The organism is Bacillus sp. NEAU-CP5 (assembly GCF_026420705.1).
Classification (GTDB): domain Bacteria; phylum Bacillota; class Bacilli; order Bacillales; family Bacillaceae; genus Bacillus; species Bacillus velezensis.
On the sequence record NZ_JAPMOV010000003.1, the window covers coordinates 113,708 to 131,694 of the forward strand.

Sequence of the window (17,987 nt, forward strand, 5' to 3'; positions counted from 1 at the left end):
AAAAAAGCACCTTATTTCAATAAGGTACCTAAGAACTATATAGTGATAGGGGCTTAATCCCATGTAAAGCGCTCATTCTTCCATGGATCTCCCCTCATATGTTAGCCGTTTTTCTCCCAAAAGCCGGGGTGGTTTTCCTTTGTGAACTGAATGCCGCGCAGCCATTTGGCGCTTTTCCAAAAATAAAGGTGGGGGAAAACGCCTCTGAGCGGATAGCCGTGCTCTGGCGTTAACGGCTCGCCGTTATGCGCATATGCCAGCAGGGATGTTTCCCGCGTAAAATCAGAAAGCGGCAGGTTGGCCGTCCAGCCCTCTTCAGCGTGCAGAATGACGAATCCCGCTTCTTTGTGCACGCCCGCTTTCTCAGCGATGTCTTTAGCGCGTATTCCCTGCCAGATATTATCAAGACGGGACCAGCCCGTGACGCAATGAATATCATTTTTCACTTCGGCTTCAGGAAAGGCTTTGATATCTTCAAAGCTTAACAGCATAGGACGGTCAACAAGCCCGTACACCTGCAGGTTCCATTTTGACATATCTTCATAATAAGGAACATTTCCGGCGTGAAGCACAGGAAACTTCGTTGTGACATTTTGGTTTGGCGGAATCCGTTCCGACTGTTTTGTTTGTTTCGTTTTCCCGAAAAACATATGGCTCCCTCCATTTAGTAAACCTACATTAAATTCGTGTTGACAATCAATCACCCTTCGATTACGCTAATCTGGTACAAGTGTAAGGGGGAAAAACAAATGAAACAACGCAACCTTCGCGCGGGCGATATGGCGCTTATCGGCATGTTTGCCGCACTGATGGCCGTCGGCGCCAACATTACATCAATGGCTCCTTTTTTGCAAGTTGCGGGAATTCCGTTATCGCTGCAGCCTTTCTTTTGTCTATTAGCCGCGATGCTTCTCGGCGCCAGACGGGCAGCCATCGCAATGACGGTATACGCATTGGCCGGACTCGCGGGGGCGCCTGTTTTCGCTCAATTCTCAGCAGGCTTTGCGCCGTTTATCGGAAAGAGCGGCGGATTTATTCTCGCTTACATCCCGGCGGCATTTGCAGCCGGATGGCTGCTGGAAAAAACAAAAAAAACCGGCCGCCTGCATTATGCATGGGCCTCTTTGATCGGTACCGCCGTCATTTATATCATTGGCACGACCTATACGTATATTGCGCTGAAATTATGGCTTCATGCTCCGATCAGCTACGGAATGGCCTGGTTTTACATGATATGGTTTTTCATAAAAGATATCATTTTAGCACTGTTATTGGCATCAATCGCGCCTGCCGTTTACAGGTCTATTCATAAAGCGACGGGGTTCAGCAGAAATCCGGCGTAAGATGTTCTCAGCATACAAAAAGGCTCCCCTTTTCGGGAGCCTTTTTTTACAGAACAAGCGCGGCAATCCAGCCGAATATCACAAGCGGAATGTTATAGAAAATAAATGTCGGTACGCACGTATCCCATATGTGGTGGTGCTGTCCGTCGGCGCTGAGGCCTGACGTCGGGCCGAGCGTACTGTCACTTGCAGGAGAACCCGCATCGCCGACCGCGGCGGCCGCTCCGATTACGGCGATCGTTGCCATCGGGCTGAATCCGAGCTGAGCGCACAGCGGAACGAATATGGTCGTAATGACGGGTACGGTTGCAAATGATGATCCGATTCCCATCGTGATTAATAAACCGACCACCAGCATCAGGAGCGCGCCCAATGATTGGCTGTGGCCGATAAAGCCTGTTGATGCTTTGACCAAGGAAGCTACATCGCCCGTTTTATTCAATACATTTGAAAAACCGGCCGCAACAAGCATGACAAACCCGATAAAAGCCATCAGAATCATGCCGTCCGTGATCAGCTTATCCGCTTCATTGCGCTTCATGACTCCGCTGATAAACAGCGTAAACAAGCCGGCAAGCGCGCCCATGATCATACCTTCCACTCCGAGCACTTGTGACAGATAGAGCTGAACGGCAAGCGACACGGCAATGGAGATCAAGGCGATGGCAATGCTTTTTTTCGTATAAGGAGAAGACGATAGTCCGGCAATCTCCTTCGTCTCATATTTCTTCGGTTTCCGGAACACGATGACGGCTAAAATTAAACCGACCGCCATCCCGGCCGTCGGGATGATTAAAGCATACGGGATATCACTGAGCGGCACCTTTAAACCGGCTGACGCCATATTATCTCTCAGCATCCCCTGGAAAATCTGTCCGAATCCGACAGGCAGAACGATATACGGCGCAGTCAGTCCGAATGTCATCACACACGCGATCAGCCTGCGGTCTATTTCAAGTTCGTTAAATATTTTTAAAAGCGGCGGAATCAATACAGGAATAAACGCAATGTGAACGGGCACCACGTTTTGCGAGAAACAGGATATGATTAAAATAATCAGTACGATTAACACTTTTGACAGTGCTTTTTTCCGCGAATCTTCCTTTTTTCCGATTAGTTTGACAGACGCTTCCACCATTGCATCGGGAAGCCCCGTTTTTGTCAGCGCCGCGGCAAATGCCCCGAGCAGCGCGTAGCTGACCGCGACGGTGGCATTTCCGCCGAGACCGTCCGTAAAAGCCTTCACCGTCTCTCCGAGGCCTAAGCCGCCGGTCAGCCCGCCGGCAAGCGCACCGATCATTAAAGCTATAATAATATTGACACGCAGCAGGCTTAAGACGAGCATAAGCAATACTGCGACAACAACAGCATTCATTGATGAGTCCCTCCAAAAATCCTTTAGTTTGCTAATGTAGTAGATAATTAAAGTTAACATATATTCTGCGCTTTAGTCAACTAAAGATTTTGGAAATCAAAAAACCCGCTGCATCAAGGCAGCGGGATGCTGTTATCTTTCGGGTGTAAAGCGCTCAGTCAAAACAGCCAACGTCCTTGCCATGACGCCTGTTGCGCCGGCAGGGCCGAAGCATGTCGCTTTATTCGCCGTCGCGGTTCCCGCAATATCGAGATGAACCCACGGCGTGTTTTCCGCGAATTCACCAATGAATGCCCCCGCCATAATCGCGTGGCCTTCTCTTCCCGGAGAATTGTTCAAATCAGCCATCTGACTGTTTCTCACCCGTTTTTTATCCTTTTCTGTAATCGGAAGCTGCCAGATCGGCTCGCCGGATTCTTTCGCCGATTCAGCCACCTGTTCATAAAACGCGGCGTGATTGGTCATGGCGCCCGTCATTTCGTTTCCTAAGGCGACAATGACACCGCCCGTTAACGTTGCGACGTCTACGAGGACAGAGGCTCCGTGCTGCTTGGCGTATGTGATGCCGTCGGCAAGCACGAGACGCCCTTCCGCATCGGTGTTCAGAATCTCAATGGTTTTTCCGCTGAGCGAAACGATGACATCATCCGGCTTCATAGCATCGGACGAAATCATGTTGTCCGTAGACGGTATGACAGCGAGCACGTTTTGTTCAGGCCGCAGTTCGCCGATAATCTCCATCGCGCCCAATACCGAAGCGGCTCCTCCCATATCGCTTTTCATGCCGACGATGCCGGTTTTCGGCTTAATTGAATATCCGCCCGTATCAAAGGTAATTCCTTTACCGACCAGGCCGATGACGTCTTCCCACTGATCTTTGCCCTGATACTTCAGAACGATCATTTTCGGCGGTTCGGATGAGCCCTTGTTAACAGCAAGCAGCCCTCCCATGCCGAGCTCTTCCATTTCATCTTTTTCTAAAATTTCACACTCGAAATCGTATTTTGCCGCAAGCTCGGCGGCATATGACGCCAAATCGGTGGCCGTCAGCATATTACCCGGCATATTTACAAGCGTGCGGGCTGAATTCGTCCCTTGGCCGTATGCCGCGCCGACATTCAGGCCGGCCTGCACTTCCCTCAGGTCTTCTTCGGTCACGGCGCAGACTGATTTCAGTTCCTGATCCGGCTCATTCGATTTATGTTTATAATCCTGCACTTCGTAAACCGCAAGCAGACAGCTTTCTGAAAGCGCATGAGCGGCATCGGCGGCAGGCACTTCACCGGAGACGAATGTATCGAGCAAAACGGATACTTCCTGTTTTTTATCTTGATGAATCTGCTGAAATACTCGCGCAAAGCATTCTTTCGTATCTTCAAACGAATAATCCGCTTCTCTTCCCAGACCGATAAAATAAATACGTTTCATACCGGTCGCAGCCGGAGGGTATACTTTTGATACACGATTGCGTTTAGCGGACACATCACCATCCTTTAACAGCTGGGTCAGATGACCGTCCAATTTATCATCCAATTCCTTCGTAAATCCGTTCAGCGTGCTTTTTTGAAAAAGACCGATGACCAGTGTTTCGGGATGCCGCAGTTGATCAGATGCATAAAACATGAGTACACACTCCTTATGTGGGTATTTGTTATGTAAAGTGGTATAATGAAAAAACATTTTTCATTGATTTTATTTTACCAAACTAAGGGCGTTTTCTGCAGTTTTTCGATACGATCGGAATCAGCAGATACAGAAAGGATGTCGCATATGGATGTACTTATGAATTTTCCTTTACTGGCGAGTTTTGCCGCCATTATTTTTGCCCAAGTTGTAAAAGTGCCTATTCAATTTATCGTATCCAAAAAACTTGACTGGTCTCTTGTGACGAGCACCGGCGGCATGCCGAGCTCCCATTCCGCCGCCGTCACTGCGCTGTCAACCGGAGTCGCTTTGCAACAGGGGCTGGACTCGCCCCTGTTTGCAGTCGCCGCGATTTTCGCCGTCATTACGATGTTCGACGCTACAGGTGTCAGGCGGCATGCGGGTGAACAGGCGACGGTCATTAATAAACTGGTCATCGACTTTAATCGGTTTGTCAGCGAAGCGAAGGACTTTCAGAAAGCGGAAGAGAAGGAAAAACAGAAGAAACTGAAAGAACTGCTCGGCCATCAGCCGATTGAAGTGTTCTTCGGCGGCGTCACCGGTATTGTGCTGACATTGATTTTAGATTATCTCTTTATGTAAAAAACGCTTCAGCGGATGCTGAAGCGTTTTTATTCTTTTACCGTTTTGTATTGATTTCTGAACACTTGCATCGACTTTGTTTCGTTCAGCTTTACAAGTTCGTCCTCGGTCACTGTGCCGTTCCCTTTTTTAATCATATAGACCTCAAGTGTTTTTTTGCCCCAATTGTTATAGACGTCCTTGACTGTGTCAAAGTAGAGGTCAAGGCGGCTGCCTTTAATTTTTGAGCCGGTATCGGCGACAACCCCGTAACCGTAATTCGGTATAAACAGAATCGTCCCGATCGGGAAAACAGACGGATCGGCCGCAACAGTTGAATATAAATCGCGTTTGACCTTCACGCCTGAATATGTAATTCCGTACTGCGGATGACCCGGAGATTTTCCGGTAGATTCCGCTCCGGCGGTATAACCGGTGGCTGTCACCTTATGTGAGGGATAGCGTTCCCAGTCAAAAGCTTCTTCCAGCGGTTTTATCCTGCCTGATGCCTTCTTTTCCGGCTGATTCTGTAAGGATTGAAACGGAGTGCCCATGTTTTTCAAAACGGCGCCGCGATGCTCGGTCATCCAGTTTGTCAGATCCTTTGCTTCAACACCGGTTATGGAAAAGTATGTCGCATGGCATGCGCCCAAAAAGAGCACGATCATGAATATGCGTCTGATTATCGTCAATCTGAAATCACTCTCCTCCGAGTCATTGTTCCCAACTCGGTGAGGTGCTATACAAAAAGCGCCGCGACACAAAAAAAGCTTTCTCAAATAAGAAAGCGGCTTAAAACATTTGATATCCTCTTTTTCTGAGCGCCTTTATGGCAATGCCTGACGTGATGGCTCCCGCCAGTCCGCCAGCCAAAATCACGACATCCGCAACCGCTAATGACATGATACGCTGAAACAGGCTTTGAAAGGATTCCCCCGGCGCCTGCACGTAACTGATCATCTTTTTATTGCTGATAATGAAAAGGCATACAATCGGATAGACAACAGCCATAATCCACGACATTCTAAGCAGCATGTTCAACAGAAAGCCTATGCCGAAAAACAGTACAAAAAATAGTACGATTGAGATCAGGACAACCGGCAAACTAATCACAAACATCCACCCCCTACAGCACTTTCAGTGTACCTCGGGGGCGGTAAAAAAGTCAACGTCTGGAAAAATCATCGTCTCTCTTTGCCGCTTCCCTGGCAGGAGGGACATGTTTCGGAGCCGCCAAGAAGCAATTGAAAATACCCTTTACCTGAGCAGAACGGACACGCCGCCGTGCTTTTTGCTGTCGTTTTCATGCGGATCACCCTTTTTTCTTAATTTTCTGATAATATATCATATTTACTTGTCAAGCACCAAGTCAGAATATGTAACAAAACAACTCATGTAAGCGGAAACATTCTTTTTTTTCTTTTACATGCTTTTTATAGCGCTCTTTTTTAAAAGAAGAGAAAACCCGCGGCCGCGGGTTTTCAGAAGAATTTAAACTTCCCTTTTTTCAGCGTCAGGCCCAGCCCGCCGATCATAAAGAGCGATCGGTTGTCAATGACCTTTTTCATAAAGGACGCTGGCATGCCTTTGAGCTTCCTGCCGTATACGACTCCGACAGCGTTATGCTCACCGAGGGAGGCGACGGTTCCTTTAATGTCAGGCTTGAACTCTTCAAGCTGGCCTCCTTTAATCAAACCGCCCAGATTTTTGGCGACCGTTTCTCCTTGCTGCATCGCGATCTGAGCAGTCGGCGGGTACGGCCGTTCCGTCTCTTCATTGATAAAGAGCGAGCTGTCGCCGAGTATAAAAACGTCATCATGACCCGGCGCCCGAAGATCAGGGTTGACCTTGACACGGCCGCGCATATTTTCAAAACCCGCTTCCTCCACGATCGGATGTCCGCGCACGCCCGCCGCCCAGACAACGGTCTGGGATTTGATTTCTTCCGGCTCTTCATCTTTCTTGCCGACTGTGACACCGTCTGCGCGGCATTCTTGAACCGCGGTGCCGATTTTAAATTCAACGCCTTTGCTCTCAAGGTATTGAACGGCGTAATCGACAAGCTCCGGATCAAATCCCGGCAAAACCGTCGGGGCGGCCTCGACACAGACGATCCGGACGAGACTTTCATCTATATCATAATATCTGCATAACTCCGGCTTGCGGTTCGCAAGCTCACCGAGAAATTCAATTCCCGTAAAGCCCGCTCCGCCGACAACGATGGTTAAGCGGTCAGGGCGTTTTTCAGCCTCCGTATTGTATGTCGCAAATTGGAGCTCAATATGGTCTTTCAGCTGGCGCGACGTATTAATATTCGCGATCGGAAAAGCGAATTCTTTTAAGCCTTTAATCCCGAATGTTTCAGGGACGGCGCCAAGCCCGATGACAAGATAATCATAAGGGATGTCCCCTTGTGAAAGCGTCACCTTTTTATTTTGCACATCTATCGCTTTTACGGTATCCTGCACAAATTTGACCCGTGATTCATTGATTACATCTTTTATTTGATATCTGCAACGGTCATGATGCAGCGTTCCTGCGCTCGCTTCATGCATCCATGTCGTTTCATAATGATAATTGTGTTTATTGACCAAAGTAATGTCAGCGTCATTTGCCCCGATATGCTTCGGAAGCCTTGTTACTGTCATTAATCCACCATAACCTGCACCTAAAACCACGATTTTGGGTTTATTCAATGCCATCACATCCACCTTCTTTTTTTTGCTGTTAGACGCATAATCAAATCAACATTTGTATTAGCTTCAGCTTATTGGCGGGATTTTATGAAATGAAATATAAAATTTTTTAGAAAACCGCACATGTCTGCATATCACCATACTATCCGGAACAATCACAAAACATTCAGGAAAAAACAGATTGGAATTTGTCCCCATATTAGCGGCGGCCGCAATTTTTTTCAAGAATGAAGCGGCCGGGCGGTTTTCGGCACTCGTCATCCTTTTAAATTGTATGTTATAATTAATAACAATTTTCAATTAGGAGGCAATTTGGTATGCAAGAGGATTCAAAGGTTTATGATATTACGGTCATCGGCGGCGGCCCGGTCGGCCTGTTTACCGCTTTTTACGGGGGAATGAGACAGGCGAGCGTCAAAATCATCGAGAGCCTGCCTCAGCTTGGCGGCCAGCTCAGCGCGCTGTACCCTGAAAAATATATTTATGATGTAGCCGGATTCCCGAAAATCCGCGCCCAGGAACTTGTGAACAACTTAAAAGAGCAAATGGCAAAGTTCGATCAGACCATCTGCTTAGAGCAGGCCGTTGAATCTGTTGAAAAACAGGCGGACGGTGTGTTTAAGCTTGTCACGAATTCAGAAACGCATTATTCAAAAACGGTTATTATCACCGCGGGAAACGGCGCATTTAAGCCGAGAAAGCTTGAGCTGGAATCAGCGGAACAATATGAAGGCAAAAACCTGCACTACTTCATTGACGACCTCAATCAATTCGCAGGCAGACGCGTTGCCGTTCTGGGCGGCGGCGATTCCGCGGTGGACTGGGCGCTCATGCTTGAGCCGATCGCCAAAGAAGTCAGCATCATCCACCGCCGTGATAAATTCCGCGCGCATGAGCACAGTGTCGAAAACCTGCATAATTCTAAAGTCAACGTGCTGACACCGTTTGTTCCCGCTGAACTTGTCGGTGAAGACCGGATCGAACAGCTCGTTCTCGAAGAAGTGAAAGGCGACCGTAAAGAAATCATCGAAATTGATGACCTGATCGTAAACTACGGCTTTGTTTCTTCTCTCGGACCGATTAAAAACTGGGGCCTTGAAATCGAGAAAAATTCCATCGTCGTCAAAAGCACGATGGAAACGAATATTGAAGGCTTCTTTGCCGCCGGAGATATCTGCACATATGAAGGCAAGGTCAAGCTGATCGCCAGCGGTTTCGGCGAAGCTCCGACAGCCGTGAACAACGCGAAGGCTTACATGGACCCGAAAGCACGCGTCCAGCCTCTGCATTCTACAAGCATGTTTGAAAAATAATAAAAAAGAGTCTGTGTCATACCGGCACAGACTCTTTTTTATTTAAACATCCAAATATAATTCATGACGGTTCCGACAACCAGCGCAATGACAAGCGCCGACACGACCCAAATCGTGCCTAAAATAATCCGGTCCTGAATTTTCTGGGCTTTCGGGCTGTGCCCGGGCTGTTTTTGTTCCACACCGGCCCCTCCCTTCTTCTGCAAATCTATCTATCGTAACAAATGTCTTACAACACCCAATACTACTATGATAACCAAACTGCAAATGGATGACAAGCTGACCGCATATGAGGCAGCATGAAATCATTTGACATTCCTGACAAAACAAAGTACATTATAAAAAGACGAACATTTTAATTTTATTTAATTATATTATTCGCTTTTAGGGGTGTTATGTATGGAAAATGTATTTGATTACGAAGATATTCAGCTGATTCCTGCAAAATGCATTGTGGACAGTCGATCTGAATGTGATACATCAGTTACATTGGGCGGACACACGTTTAAACTTCCGGTCGTGCCGGCCAACATGCAGACGATTATAGATGAAAACATCGCGGCCTGGCTCGCGGAAAACGGGTATTTTTATATCATGCACCGCTTCGAGCCGGAAAAACGCCTGGCTTTTGTCCGGGATATGAAAGCGCGCGGACTGATTTCTTCCATCAGTGTCGGCGTGAAGGAAAATGATTATGAATTCATCCGGGAGCTGAAAGCACAGGAGCTTGTGCCGGATTATATTACCATTGATATCGCGCACGGCCATTCCAATGCCGTGATCAGCATGATTCAATTTATTAAAGAACATGTCCCGGAAAGCTTTGTCATCGCAGGGAATGTCGGGACGCCTGAAGCCGTAAGGGAGCTGGAGCGTGCGGGCGCCGACGCGACAAAAGTGGGAATCGGCCCCGGGAAAGTCTGCATCACAAAGATTAAAACCGGCTTCGGAACCGGCGGATGGCAATTAGCCGCGCTTCGCTGGTGCGCAAAAGCGGCGAGCAAACCGATCATTGCTGACGGCGGTATCCGCACGCACGGCGATATCGCGAAATCCATCCGTTTCGGCGCATCTATGGTCATGATCGGATCATTATTCGCCGGCCACGAGGAATCACCGGGCCAAACGATCGAAATCGACGGCAAGCTGTACAAAGAATATTTCGGCTCCGCTTCCGAATTTCAAAAAGGCGAAAAGAAAAACGTCGAAGGCAAAAAAATGCATGTCGAACATAAAGGGTCTTTACAGGACACGCTGATTGAAATGGAGCAGGATCTGCAATCTTCCATCTCTTACGCCGGCGGCAATACACTCGAAGCCATCCGCAATGTCGACTACGTGATCGTAAAAAACTCTATTTTCAACGGCGACAGATTTTAACACACAGCAGAGCCGCTCGAAGATAAAAAAATGACATTCAATATGAATGTCATTTTTTTTATTAAATACCGAAATAAAGAGCCGCACTGGCCAACAGATTAATCACAAAAATAAACAAAAAGATGTAACGAATGAATTTATTTTGCACCGGAGCAAATATAAAGAGATATAGTCCTGCCACCCCAAAAGTAAGAACAGGAAACAGCCACTCAAAGGATAAAGAAATGATATAACCGATAATCATAACAATCGGCACACCGATTAATGATAATTTACTTCTCATATGATTTCTGCCCCTTTTACTTAAAAATTGGTGTGATGTAAGCTTCAATAATGGCAGCGGCGATCAGCAGACAAATAATTATGAGCACCAATATTCCAATATGCCTGAACATTGAAGCCATTATCTTTTTTTCCTTAGAAAAACACAGCCTGATGACCAATTCAACGCCCTTAAAACCAATGGCGCCACTTAATAATAACGCGGGAACTTCAAATATACCATGAGGAATTAGCAGTAAAAAAATCTGATAAAAAGGAACCCCGCTATGCAGATTTTCTATAATAGAGCCGCTTAAAATAAACCCGTTGGTGAATAAATAAAAGATTGAGGTCAACCCAAAGGTAAAAAAACCCGCGGCTAAAAACAGACAGGCGATTGCATTGTTTTTCAGCAGTTCAACCGCGCCTGACGAGCCGTTGTAAGACGCAGTCGAAACAAAGTGATCGGAAAAAAACGCAGCGATCACACCGCCTGAAAAAAACAGCAATGACGCGGTTAACGGAATGGCGGACGTTCTGATTGCCGGCAACATGCGGTTCATCATGTATAGATACTCTCAGCCAATTCTTCAATCTCTTCTAATGAATGCTCGGATGACTGATACTCCGCCGCAAAAACGCCTTCATGTATAATACCGATCGTATCGCACAGCGAATGCGCCAGCTCCAGCAGGTGAGTTGATAACAGGACCGTATTTCCCTGCTTGACGTACTCCTTTAATAACGTCCGTATCGTTTTACCGCTGATTAAATCAATGCCCGTCAGCGGCTCGTCAAGAATTAATATCTTTGGCTGATGAATGAGCGCGGCCGCAATTGATAATTTTTGTTTCATTCCATGTGAATATGTTTTAATCAGCTGATTTCCGTCTTGAGCAAGCTTCAGCGTCTCTAACATATTCTTTATATAATCATTTGTCCGCTGAGACGGCACTTGAAACATCTCCGCTGTAAAACGCAAGTATTCGACTCCCGTTAAGTAATCATATAAAAAAGCATGGTCGGGCACAAAACCGATATCAGCCGATAGTTGCCCCCCCTCTTCTGAATCCAGTTCCTTGCCGTCAATCATGACGCGGCCTGAAGTCGGTTTAAGCAGGCCCGAAATGATTTTCAAAGTCGTTGTTTTCCCGACTCCATTAGTCCCCAGCAAAGCATAGATTGAGCCTTTTTTCACCTCAAACGAAATATCTTTCAACACCTGTTTTTCACTATAGTTTTTTTGTATATTCACTAATTTAATCATTGTTCGCAAACCTTTCCGCCATATTGATTCTGCGAAGAAACAGAAACATGACTCCATAGTTTAATAGTGTGAACAGGACAAAAATACCTGATGCCGAATGAATAAGCATCGTTTCAAGTTCCGGCTTTTTATAGATAAAATACGACGTGATCGCAGCGATTTGAAGCGACACAATGAAAATGAAAGAACTGTATAAGTTGTTATACGTCTTTGCTTTCCCCGCTTCTCCAATCTCGTACAGATGCTCCCAGTTTTTCTTAGGATACAGGGCGGTGCTTGAAATCTGGACAAGACTGTATAAAAAACCCGAACATAAAAACACAATAAACAAGTAGATCGTCAGCGCCGCGGAAGACGGAAAAAACACCGTAATCAAAATGGTGATGATGAACGAATAGATAAGAGCGGCGAGATTATAAATACATACTTTCGGAAACACCAGCTGCCACGCATGTTTAATATTCCGGTGAAACAAATGCTGATTTTTTATTTCCCCGTCAACTGACAATACTGTTTTGAGCGCATCTCCGACGAGCTGATACGAAAAGTTCGCAATGATAACCGCCGCAGACACGATGGCGGCTGCCGAATACCCGATAAAGTGATGCGATAGAAGCGGAATACAAAAACCTAAAAACAGCATGAACAAATACAGCATACTGCCGAAGTTCCTGATAAAAAACCCGTCAATTCTCGATAAGAACAGCAGATCCTTTTGAAAAACGGCATGAAATATTTTGTTATTTCTATATAATTTCAGCTTTGGCGCAAAATCTGCGTTTGTCAAAAACATATATGGAATAAGGTCCATTTTCTTCAGGGTGGCCGACCACAGTTTAAACATTCCCGCCGTTAAAAGGATGGCGGCCGCAAACACCGCAGCGAAAACGAGCACGGAATGTGAGCTGAATGCTAACCATACATACGGCGTATTCATGAGGATGTTCCGGAAAGCCGGTGTCTCCGTAAAGCTTGAAAGATCCTTTGCGGTATACTCCCCAAACACGAGAAGATAAACGGCATACCCGACTGCAAGCGGAACCAGCAGGCTGACGCTGAATAAAACGCCTTTCATGATTTTCAAGTAAAACAATTTGCTCCACATATTTGTAAGAAGATAAACAACATAAGAAAACAGCATAGATAAAAATAAATTGAGAAGAAAATAAACGAAGCCCAAGAAAAATACGATGATCGCCGCAGACCCCGTCATGCCTGCGCTTGATAAAAACAAAAAAACCGGAAAAACAAAAAGATACCATACGAAAATGGTTTTTTTGATCGCCTGGCCGGCAAAAACAGAAAACAGCTGTAAAAAACGAACCTTTTTTAATTGATGAATGACCTTACGCGTATCCAGCAGAAAGGCATTGTGATGTTCTTTAAAGAAGCCGGCAGCCCAAAAAAGCTGCTCAAGTGAAACGGCGATTAAAACAAATTGCCCCCATGCGCTGAGGGGCAGCTGAATCAGTTTTGTCCCGAATACAACACCGCATCCCAGGAAAACGAGATATAAACATAACAGAGAAATAATAATGGCAGACAGCACTTTGCTGTTGAGTTGAGGAATGCCCCAATCTTCCTTTCTTTTTCGAAACGATGACAGGGTATTATATTTGATAAGAGCCGCAATTTGTTTGACTATCATACTTTCAATCCTTACATATGTATTTGGGAGAGAGGCTCTTTTTGCAGCTTGTACAAAAAGAGCAATTATTTATTGATCGATTTTACCAAGCAGCTGCGTATTTTTTGCCGTATTTCTTAATCATTGTTTTTGCTGTTGCAACGATTGCATAAGAAATTGCGCCTGCGCCTGTAACGATACCGATAAGAGAAATGATAGAAGCAATTGTTGATGCCGCATCAATAATATCAATTGCTTTTTTAGCTGCTGCTGTAGAGATGCCTAGAGTTGAAGCTAATTCAGCATTGGCTGAGAATGCATGAGCCGCCGCCACGTTTAATTCAGTTCCCGTTAATAATAGTGCATAAACCAATGTTGCTGCAGCAAGAGCCGCGCCAAACAAAATGAAAGACTTTTTATTAGATTTTACTAAGTTCATCATAACATCTCCCTACTCTGTTTTTTAATTTATAATAAAATTCAGCTTAATTGACTCTCTCCCGAGCTAAATTTTATCCGCCATAAAATAGTTTAAGAAAATAGTAAAGAGTTTTAGTAAAACAAAACATCCAGTCAAAATGATTCTCTTGCCTTTACTGAGATCGGTCAGTTTTCCTGCGGCAGCATAAAGAGCCGCGATTGATATGAGCAGAAATGGGTCCAGCAGCTGCAGACTCAAGCTGGTGCCGCCGGCAGAATATATAAGCGAGGAATCAGCCGTTAAGTAATTAACAACTGAAAGAATCAACATTTTAAATGCCGAGATTAAAGAAGTCAGTGTATATAGAAGCAAATATATTTTTTTCGGTTTTTTTGTACCGAGAATAAAAGCGGCAACGAATAACAGAAATCCGCCTATCAGAATTTCCACAAAAGTTGTAAAGATCATAAACCCTTGCAGAAACATGACAATCGTACGAACACTTTTCTCCCCGATATCATAGGTACTTTCTCCGACGGAAGAATAATACGACTGCAGAACTTTATCTGAAATACTGAATTGGAAGAGTAATGAACAGATCAAAATGATGAAAAAAGAACTTAAAAATATTTTTTTATTGCTCAATTGACCTATCATATTATCATCCTTTTCTTACAAAATAAATTAACTATTCTATACTTTTACAATTTAGTTTAATCCTATCAAAAAATCAATATCCTTTCGAAAAATATGACTTTAGGACGTGTTGACAAAGAGCATATCTTTCAGAGTTTTTGGTGCTATGTACCCTTTATTTTTTTTCGAATTTGCAAATAGTATGATTTAGACAATTGATTTGAAGTTTTAGGAAGAACCTGTCGAAAGAGACGCAGGATATAAAAAAGGAGGATATCGTCATGTATCCTCCGGATGTATGATCGCCAGCACCTGATGATCTTCCCATTTTCCATTTATTTTTACATTTTTTCTCGCAATGCCTTCTTTATGAAAGCCAGCTTTTTCGAGCACCCGGATTGACGCCTTATTGTGCGGCATGACTCCGGCTTCTATCCGATGCAGTTTCAGCTCATTGAATGCATAATCGACTGCCAGCTTGACAGCCTTCGTCGCATAGCCTTTTCCGTTATGTTCACCATCTAAAAAGTAACCGATGAAAGCGCTTTGGAGAGAACCCCGAACCACCTGAAAAAGGCTGATCGTGCCAATCAGGGTCTGATCCTGAAGAAAAATGCCGAAGCTGTATTCTGTGTCATTTTCCCCATTCTTCAGTGATTGTTCAATTCGTTTTTTCCGGCCTTCCAGCGTATAAAAATCCTCTTGTCTCGACATGGCAAACCGTTCAAAAAACATGCGGTTTTCCGTCTGCAAAACCAGTTCCTGCTCTGCATCATTCAGGCTGAGCGGCCTGATATCAATGCTGTTTCCTTCCTGCACATGCATCGCCGTCCTTTTGTTTTGATCAGAAACGTTTTTTAATTGTCTCTCACCCATGTTATACGGTACGCTTTATCGCATCAAGAAAATTCCAAGACTTCACATTCACCTTTCCTTTCGTGACCTATGTCTGATGTGAGTAACCGAAACGGAATCACAAGGTTCTTTTGTTGACTTAAACCGTGCTTTAAGCCGTATCATCATATTGTGACAAGGAAAGAATAGCTTTGGCGGGTTTCCCGATGATCTAAAAATCAATTTTACAGAATCACTGCTGTCTTATTTCATGCCTATTTGCGGGATGAATATATTGATTGGATCAAAGCTGAAATGTTGACAAAGAAATGTAAAAACAATCGGAAAAGAGGAGATAATATGAAACTGACGGGAAATACAATACTGATTACAGGCGGAAATGCCGGAATAGGATTGGCTTTCGCAGAACGGTTTTTAAAAGCGGGAAATAAAGTCATCGTGACCGGACGGCGTGAGCACGCTCTTCAAAAAGCAAAGGAAACATTCCCGGATCTTATTACATATGTCAGTGATTTGAGCATTCCATCTGAACGTATATCACTGTTTGATTGGGTGAAAGAAAATTATCCGGAAGTGAATGTGTTAGTAAACAACGCGGGGATTCAACAACGGTTTCATGTGCTGAAAGCGGATGCGAAGGACAATTGGGACTATTTCAATAAAGAAATCACAACGAACATTGAAGCTCCCTTCCACCTGTCTATGCTGTTCGCTCCGTTTTTTGCTGGAAAAGAAGATGCGGCTGTCATTAACGTCTCTTCGGGATTGGCTTTTACACCGCTTGCCATTGCACCGATCTATTCAGCAACGAAAGCGGCGCTTCATTCATTTACAATGAGTTTGAGACATCAGCTTTCTGATTCATCTGTAGAAGTGATTGAAGTTGCGCCTCCGGCGGTGAATACAGATTTAGGCGGAGCAGGGCTGCATACTCAAGGAGAACCACTGGATGAATTCGCTGATGGGATTTTTAAAGGACTGAAAGAGGGCAAACAAGAAATCGGATATGGTTCTTCAGTCGAACGGCTGCGCATGCCACGGGATAAAGCCGATGAACATACGGCAAATATGTACAATGCGATGAAACATACAATTGAATAACCTCTTTGAAAAAGCAAAACCCGCTTCTGTTGAGCGGGTTTTATTTTTATTAAACAGATAAACGCCTTTCTTAACAATGGTGCAAGCGCCATCGAAAAGAAAGACGTCATATTTTTTCATCCTAAGAATAGCGGGTTGACCCTTAGCACTCTTCCGGCGTACCGGCGTTTTTGGCCGTGCGGAAAGAAGATCCGCAGCCGCAGGAAGCGATGGCATTCGGGTTGTCAATGGTGAAACCGCCGCCCATCATGGACTGTTTGAAGTCAATGATCGTGCCGGTCATAATATCAAGGCTTTCGCTGTCGACCAAAACGGTGATTCCGTGCTGTTCAAACATACTGTCTTTTTCGCCTTTTTCGTGCTCAAATCCCATTCCGTAAGACAGGCCGCTGCAGCCGCCGCCTTTTACGCCCACACGGAGAAACGCGTTTTCTTCTTCATGCTCTTTCATCATATCTTTTATATGCAAAGCCGCTGCTTCAGTGATGGTTACTGGAACACTCATAGGTAGACCTCCTTTTTTAAAAACGATGCTAGTATCTATTATAAACCTTGAGGAGAGTATTTCTCAAACGAGCTGTTTACAAATAAAAGACGCCGCTGCATACGGTTTCGGCGGGTCCCGTCATCAGCACATGCCCGTTATCCTGCCAATTAATCACAAGGTCGCCTCCCGCTAAATGAACGGTGATATCCCGGTTTCGTTCAGAAACACCGTTCAATACGGATGCGACAGCCGCCGCACAGGCGCCTGTTCCGCAAGCCTGTGTAATGCCGGAGCCGCGTTCCCATACGCGGAAATGAAGTTCATCGGCGCTGACGGTTTCCACAAATTCGACATTGACGCCTTCCGGAAATCTCGGGTCTTTTTCAATGACGGGGCCGAGCGTTGTAAGAGGCGCTTGATTGATATCCGCAACCGGAAAAACAATATGGGGGTTTCCCATTGATACGGCTGTTCCGGAAAGCTCCGTTTCTCCAAAAACAAAGGTTTCATCGATCGTCCGTTCATCTTCATTGCCGAGCATCGGCAGCTCTTTTTTGGTGAGGCGCGGTTCGCCCATATCAACGGCGACTTCACGCACAATCCCGTTGTCCTCTGTAATGTCTGCTTTCACAAGGCCTGAAAGCGTCTCAATGAAAAAGGACGTTTCTTCTGTCAGCTTATGTTCGTATGCGTACTTTGCCACACAGCGAAGGCCGTTGCCGCAATTTTTCCCTTCTGAGCCGTCATTATTAAAAATCCGCATTTTGACGGGCGCTTTTTCTGACGGACAGATGAGGATCATTCCGTCAGAGCCGATGCCCGTGTGAATGCTGGACACTTTAACGGCAATCTCAGCCAGCCGTTCTTCCGGCAGCTGTTCTTCAAATTGATTTACATATATATAACTGTTTCCAAGACCGTGCATCTTGGTAAAACGGAATGAATTCATATCGGCCTCCAACTTTTTTTCTTTTACTTAGTATAAAAGCTCTTCTGCTC

General features: G+C 45.3%; 22 protein-coding genes. 5 read left to right on the forward strand and 17 right to left on the reverse strand.

The features are described from left to right. Positions 1–101: 101 nt before the first annotated feature. Complete coding sequence (locus OTK50_RS10570) at positions 102–650, reverse strand: sulfite oxidase-like oxidoreductase (RefSeq protein ID WP_266121876.1); 549 nt, start codon at positions 648–650, stop codon at positions 102–104. A gap of 99 nt (positions 651–749) precedes the next feature. Between OTK50_RS10570 and OTK50_RS10575 the strand changes: the two genes are divergently transcribed. After that, positions 750–1,343, forward strand: coding sequence for a biotin transporter BioY (locus OTK50_RS10575; RefSeq protein ID WP_224223783.1), 594 nt, complete (start codon positions 750–752; stop codon positions 1,341–1,343). Positions 1,344–1,389: 46 nt separating this feature from the next. Here the strand turns inward: OTK50_RS10575 and OTK50_RS10580 are convergent, their stop codons facing one another. Next, complete coding sequence (locus OTK50_RS10580) at positions 1,390–2,718, reverse strand: Na+/H+ antiporter NhaC family protein (protein WP_007613482.1); 1,329 nt, start codon at positions 2,716–2,718, stop codon at positions 1,390–1,392. A gap of 132 nt (positions 2,719–2,850) precedes the next feature. Then, a complete protein-coding gene (locus OTK50_RS10585) occupies positions 2,851–4,341 on the reverse strand; it encodes a leucyl aminopeptidase (protein ID WP_007613484.1) in 1,491 nt (496 codons plus the stop codon). Between the two features lie 147 nt (positions 4,342–4,488). Between OTK50_RS10585 and OTK50_RS10590 the strand changes: the two genes are divergently transcribed. After that, entirely contained in the window at positions 4,489–4,965 is a 477-nt protein-coding gene (locus tag OTK50_RS10590; protein WP_014418782.1) for a divergent PAP2 family protein, read from the forward strand. Between the two features lie 29 nt (positions 4,966–4,994). Here the strand turns inward: OTK50_RS10590 and OTK50_RS10595 are convergent, their stop codons facing one another. From OTK50_RS10595 to OTK50_RS10610, 4 genes are all read right to left on the reverse strand, one after another. Next, positions 4,995–5,636 (reverse strand): 3D domain-containing protein, encoded by a 642-nt coding sequence (locus OTK50_RS10595; protein ID WP_082998515.1) that lies wholly within the window; start codon positions 5,634–5,636, stop codon positions 4,995–4,997. Positions 5,637–5,736: 100 nt separating this feature from the next. After that, the gene (locus tag OTK50_RS10600; protein WP_025285206.1) at positions 5,737–6,057 is read right to left on the reverse strand and encodes a YuiB family protein; all 321 of its coding nucleotides are present in this window, start codon (positions 6,055–6,057) and stop codon (positions 5,737–5,739) included. Positions 6,058–6,125: 68 nt separating this feature from the next. After that, entirely contained in the window at positions 6,126–6,251 is a 126-nt protein-coding gene (locus tag OTK50_RS10605; protein WP_007408708.1) for a YuiA family protein, read from the reverse strand. 174 nt (positions 6,252–6,425) lie between these two features. Next, positions 6,426–7,646 (reverse strand): NAD(P)/FAD-dependent oxidoreductase, encoded by a 1,221-nt coding sequence (locus tag OTK50_RS10610; protein ID WP_007408709.1) that lies wholly within the window; start codon positions 7,644–7,646, stop codon positions 6,426–6,428. A 311-nt stretch (positions 7,647–7,957) separates the two neighbouring features. Between OTK50_RS10610 and yumC the strand changes: the two genes are divergently transcribed. Beyond that, a complete protein-coding gene (yumC, locus tag OTK50_RS10615) occupies positions 7,958–8,953 on the forward strand; it encodes a ferredoxin--NADP reductase 2 (RefSeq protein ID WP_007613496.1) in 996 nt (331 codons plus the stop codon). A gap of 38 nt (positions 8,954–8,991) precedes the next feature. On the opposite strand, the gene OTK50_RS10620 is transcribed toward yumC, so the two are convergent. Further along, positions 8,992–9,135 carry a hypothetical protein gene (locus OTK50_RS10620; protein WP_003151982.1) on the reverse strand — a complete coding sequence of 48 codons (144 nt, stop codon included), beginning with the start codon at positions 9,133–9,135 and terminating at the stop codon, positions 8,992–8,994. A 217-nt stretch (positions 9,136–9,352) separates the two neighbouring features. On the opposite strand from OTK50_RS10620, the gene guaC reads away from it, so the two are divergent. Beyond that, positions 9,353–10,333: a GMP reductase gene (gene guaC, locus OTK50_RS10625; RefSeq protein ID WP_038459708.1), complete on the forward strand. Its 981-nt coding sequence runs from the start codon at positions 9,353–9,355 to the stop codon at positions 10,331–10,333. A gap of 61 nt (positions 10,334–10,394) precedes the next feature. Here guaC and OTK50_RS10630 read toward each other — a convergent pair whose 3' ends face one another. The 7 genes from OTK50_RS10630 to OTK50_RS10660 all read right to left on the reverse strand — a co-directional run bounded on the left by OTK50_RS10630 (position 10,395) and on the right by OTK50_RS10660 (position 15,370). Continuing rightward, on the reverse strand, positions 10,395–10,616 hold the full coding sequence (locus OTK50_RS10630; protein WP_003151978.1) for a DUF5970 family protein: 222 nt from the start codon (positions 10,614–10,616) through the stop codon (positions 10,395–10,397). Between the two features lie 16 nt (positions 10,617–10,632). Continuing rightward, positions 10,633–11,160 (reverse strand): stage II sporulation protein M, encoded by a 528-nt coding sequence (locus tag OTK50_RS10635; protein ID WP_015418130.1) that lies wholly within the window; start codon positions 11,158–11,160, stop codon positions 10,633–10,635. After that, positions 11,157–11,861, reverse strand: a complete 705-nt coding sequence (locus tag OTK50_RS10640; RefSeq protein ID WP_017419446.1) for an ABC transporter ATP-binding protein — start codon at positions 11,859–11,861, stop codon at positions 11,157–11,159. Before OTK50_RS10640 ends, OTK50_RS10635 begins: the two co-directional genes overlap by 4 nt. Continuing rightward, positions 11,854–13,509, reverse strand: a complete 1,656-nt coding sequence (locus tag OTK50_RS10645; protein WP_088461311.1) for a hypothetical protein — start codon at positions 13,507–13,509, stop codon at positions 11,854–11,856. Before OTK50_RS10645 ends, OTK50_RS10640 begins: the two co-directional genes overlap by 8 nt. A gap of 82 nt (positions 13,510–13,591) precedes the next feature. Then, positions 13,592–13,927 (reverse strand): uberolysin/carnocyclin family circular bacteriocin, encoded by a 336-nt coding sequence (locus OTK50_RS10650; RefSeq protein ID WP_003151973.1) that lies wholly within the window; start codon positions 13,925–13,927, stop codon positions 13,592–13,594. Between the two features lie 66 nt (positions 13,928–13,993). Continuing rightward, a complete protein-coding gene (locus OTK50_RS10655; protein ID WP_007613520.1) occupies positions 13,994–14,566 on the reverse strand; it encodes a hypothetical protein in 573 nt (190 codons plus the stop codon). 258 nt (positions 14,567–14,824) lie between these two features. Further along, positions 14,825–15,370, reverse strand: coding sequence for a GNAT family N-acetyltransferase (locus OTK50_RS10660; RefSeq protein ID WP_396021786.1), 546 nt, complete (start codon positions 15,368–15,370; stop codon positions 14,825–14,827). A 369-nt stretch (positions 15,371–15,739) separates the two neighbouring features. Between OTK50_RS10660 and OTK50_RS10665 the strand changes: the two genes are divergently transcribed. Beyond that, a complete protein-coding gene (locus OTK50_RS10665; RefSeq protein WP_088461309.1) occupies positions 15,740–16,501 on the forward strand; it encodes an SDR family oxidoreductase in 762 nt (253 codons plus the stop codon). A gap of 142 nt (positions 16,502–16,643) precedes the next feature. Here the strand turns inward: OTK50_RS10665 and OTK50_RS10670 are convergent, their stop codons facing one another. Together OTK50_RS10670 and dapF are read right to left on the reverse strand one after the other, a co-directional pair. Beyond that, a complete protein-coding gene (locus OTK50_RS10670; RefSeq protein WP_003151967.1) occupies positions 16,644–17,006 on the reverse strand; it encodes a HesB/IscA family protein in 363 nt (120 codons plus the stop codon). Positions 17,007–17,082: 76 nt separating this feature from the next. After that, on the reverse strand, positions 17,083–17,937 hold the full coding sequence (dapF, locus tag OTK50_RS10675) for a diaminopimelate epimerase (RefSeq protein ID WP_014418790.1): 855 nt from the start codon (positions 17,935–17,937) through the stop codon (positions 17,083–17,085). Positions 17,938–17,987: the final 50 nt, after the last annotated feature.

Coding starts and splice junctions, on each gene's coding strand:
- OTK50_RS10570 (WP_266121876.1), bottom strand. CDS start 650: ATGTTTTTCGGGAAAACGAAACAAACAAAACAGTCGGAACGGATTCCG.
- OTK50_RS10575 (WP_224223783.1), top strand. CDS start 750: ATGAAACAACGCAACCTTCGCGCGGGCGATATGGCGCTTATCGGCATG.
- OTK50_RS10580 (WP_007613482.1), bottom strand. CDS start 2,718: ATGAATGCTGTTGTTGTCGCAGTATTGCTTATGCTCGTCTTAAGCCTG.
- OTK50_RS10585 (WP_007613484.1), bottom strand. CDS start 4,341: ATGTTTTATGCATCTGATCAACTGCGGCATCCCGAAACACTGGTCATC.
- OTK50_RS10590 (WP_014418782.1), top strand. CDS start 4,489: ATGGATGTACTTATGAATTTTCCTTTACTGGCGAGTTTTGCCGCCATT.
- OTK50_RS10605 (WP_007408708.1), bottom strand. CDS start 6,251: ATGAAAACGACAGCAAAAAGCACGGCGGCGTGTCCGTTCTGCTCAGGT.
- OTK50_RS10610 (WP_007408709.1), bottom strand. CDS start 7,646: ATGGCATTGAATAAACCCAAAATCGTGGTTTTAGGTGCAGGTTATGGT.
- yumC (WP_007613496.1), top strand. CDS start 7,958: ATGCAAGAGGATTCAAAGGTTTATGATATTACGGTCATCGGCGGCGGC.
- guaC (WP_038459708.1), top strand. CDS start 9,353: ATGGAAAATGTATTTGATTACGAAGATATTCAGCTGATTCCTGCAAAA.
- OTK50_RS10630 (WP_003151978.1), bottom strand. CDS start 10,616: ATGAGAAGTAAATTATCATTAATCGGTGTGCCGATTGTTATGATTATC.
- OTK50_RS10635 (WP_015418130.1), bottom strand. CDS start 11,160: ATGATGAACCGCATGTTGCCGGCAATCAGAACGTCCGCCATTCCGTTA.
- OTK50_RS10640 (WP_017419446.1), bottom strand. CDS start 11,861: ATGATTAAATTAGTGAATATACAAAAAAACTATAGTGAAAAACAGGTG.
- OTK50_RS10645 (WP_088461311.1), bottom strand. CDS start 13,509: ATGATAGTCAAACAAATTGCGGCTCTTATCAAATATAATACCCTGTCA.
- OTK50_RS10650 (WP_003151973.1), bottom strand. CDS start 13,927: ATGAACTTAGTAAAATCTAATAAAAAGTCTTTCATTTTGTTTGGCGCG.
- OTK50_RS10655 (WP_007613520.1), bottom strand. CDS start 14,566: ATGATAGGTCAATTGAGCAATAAAAAAATATTTTTAAGTTCTTTTTTC.
- OTK50_RS10660 (WP_396021786.1), bottom strand. CDS start 15,370: ATGCATGTGCAGGAAGGAAACAGCATTGATATCAGGCCGCTCAGCCTG.
- OTK50_RS10665 (WP_088461309.1), top strand. CDS start 15,740: ATGAAACTGACGGGAAATACAATACTGATTACAGGCGGAAATGCCGGA.
- OTK50_RS10670 (WP_003151967.1), bottom strand. CDS start 17,006: ATGAGTGTTCCAGTAACCATCACTGAAGCAGCGGCTTTGCATATAAAA.
- dapF (WP_014418790.1), bottom strand. CDS start 17,937: ATGAATTCATTCCGTTTTACCAAGATGCACGGTCTTGGAAACAGTTAT.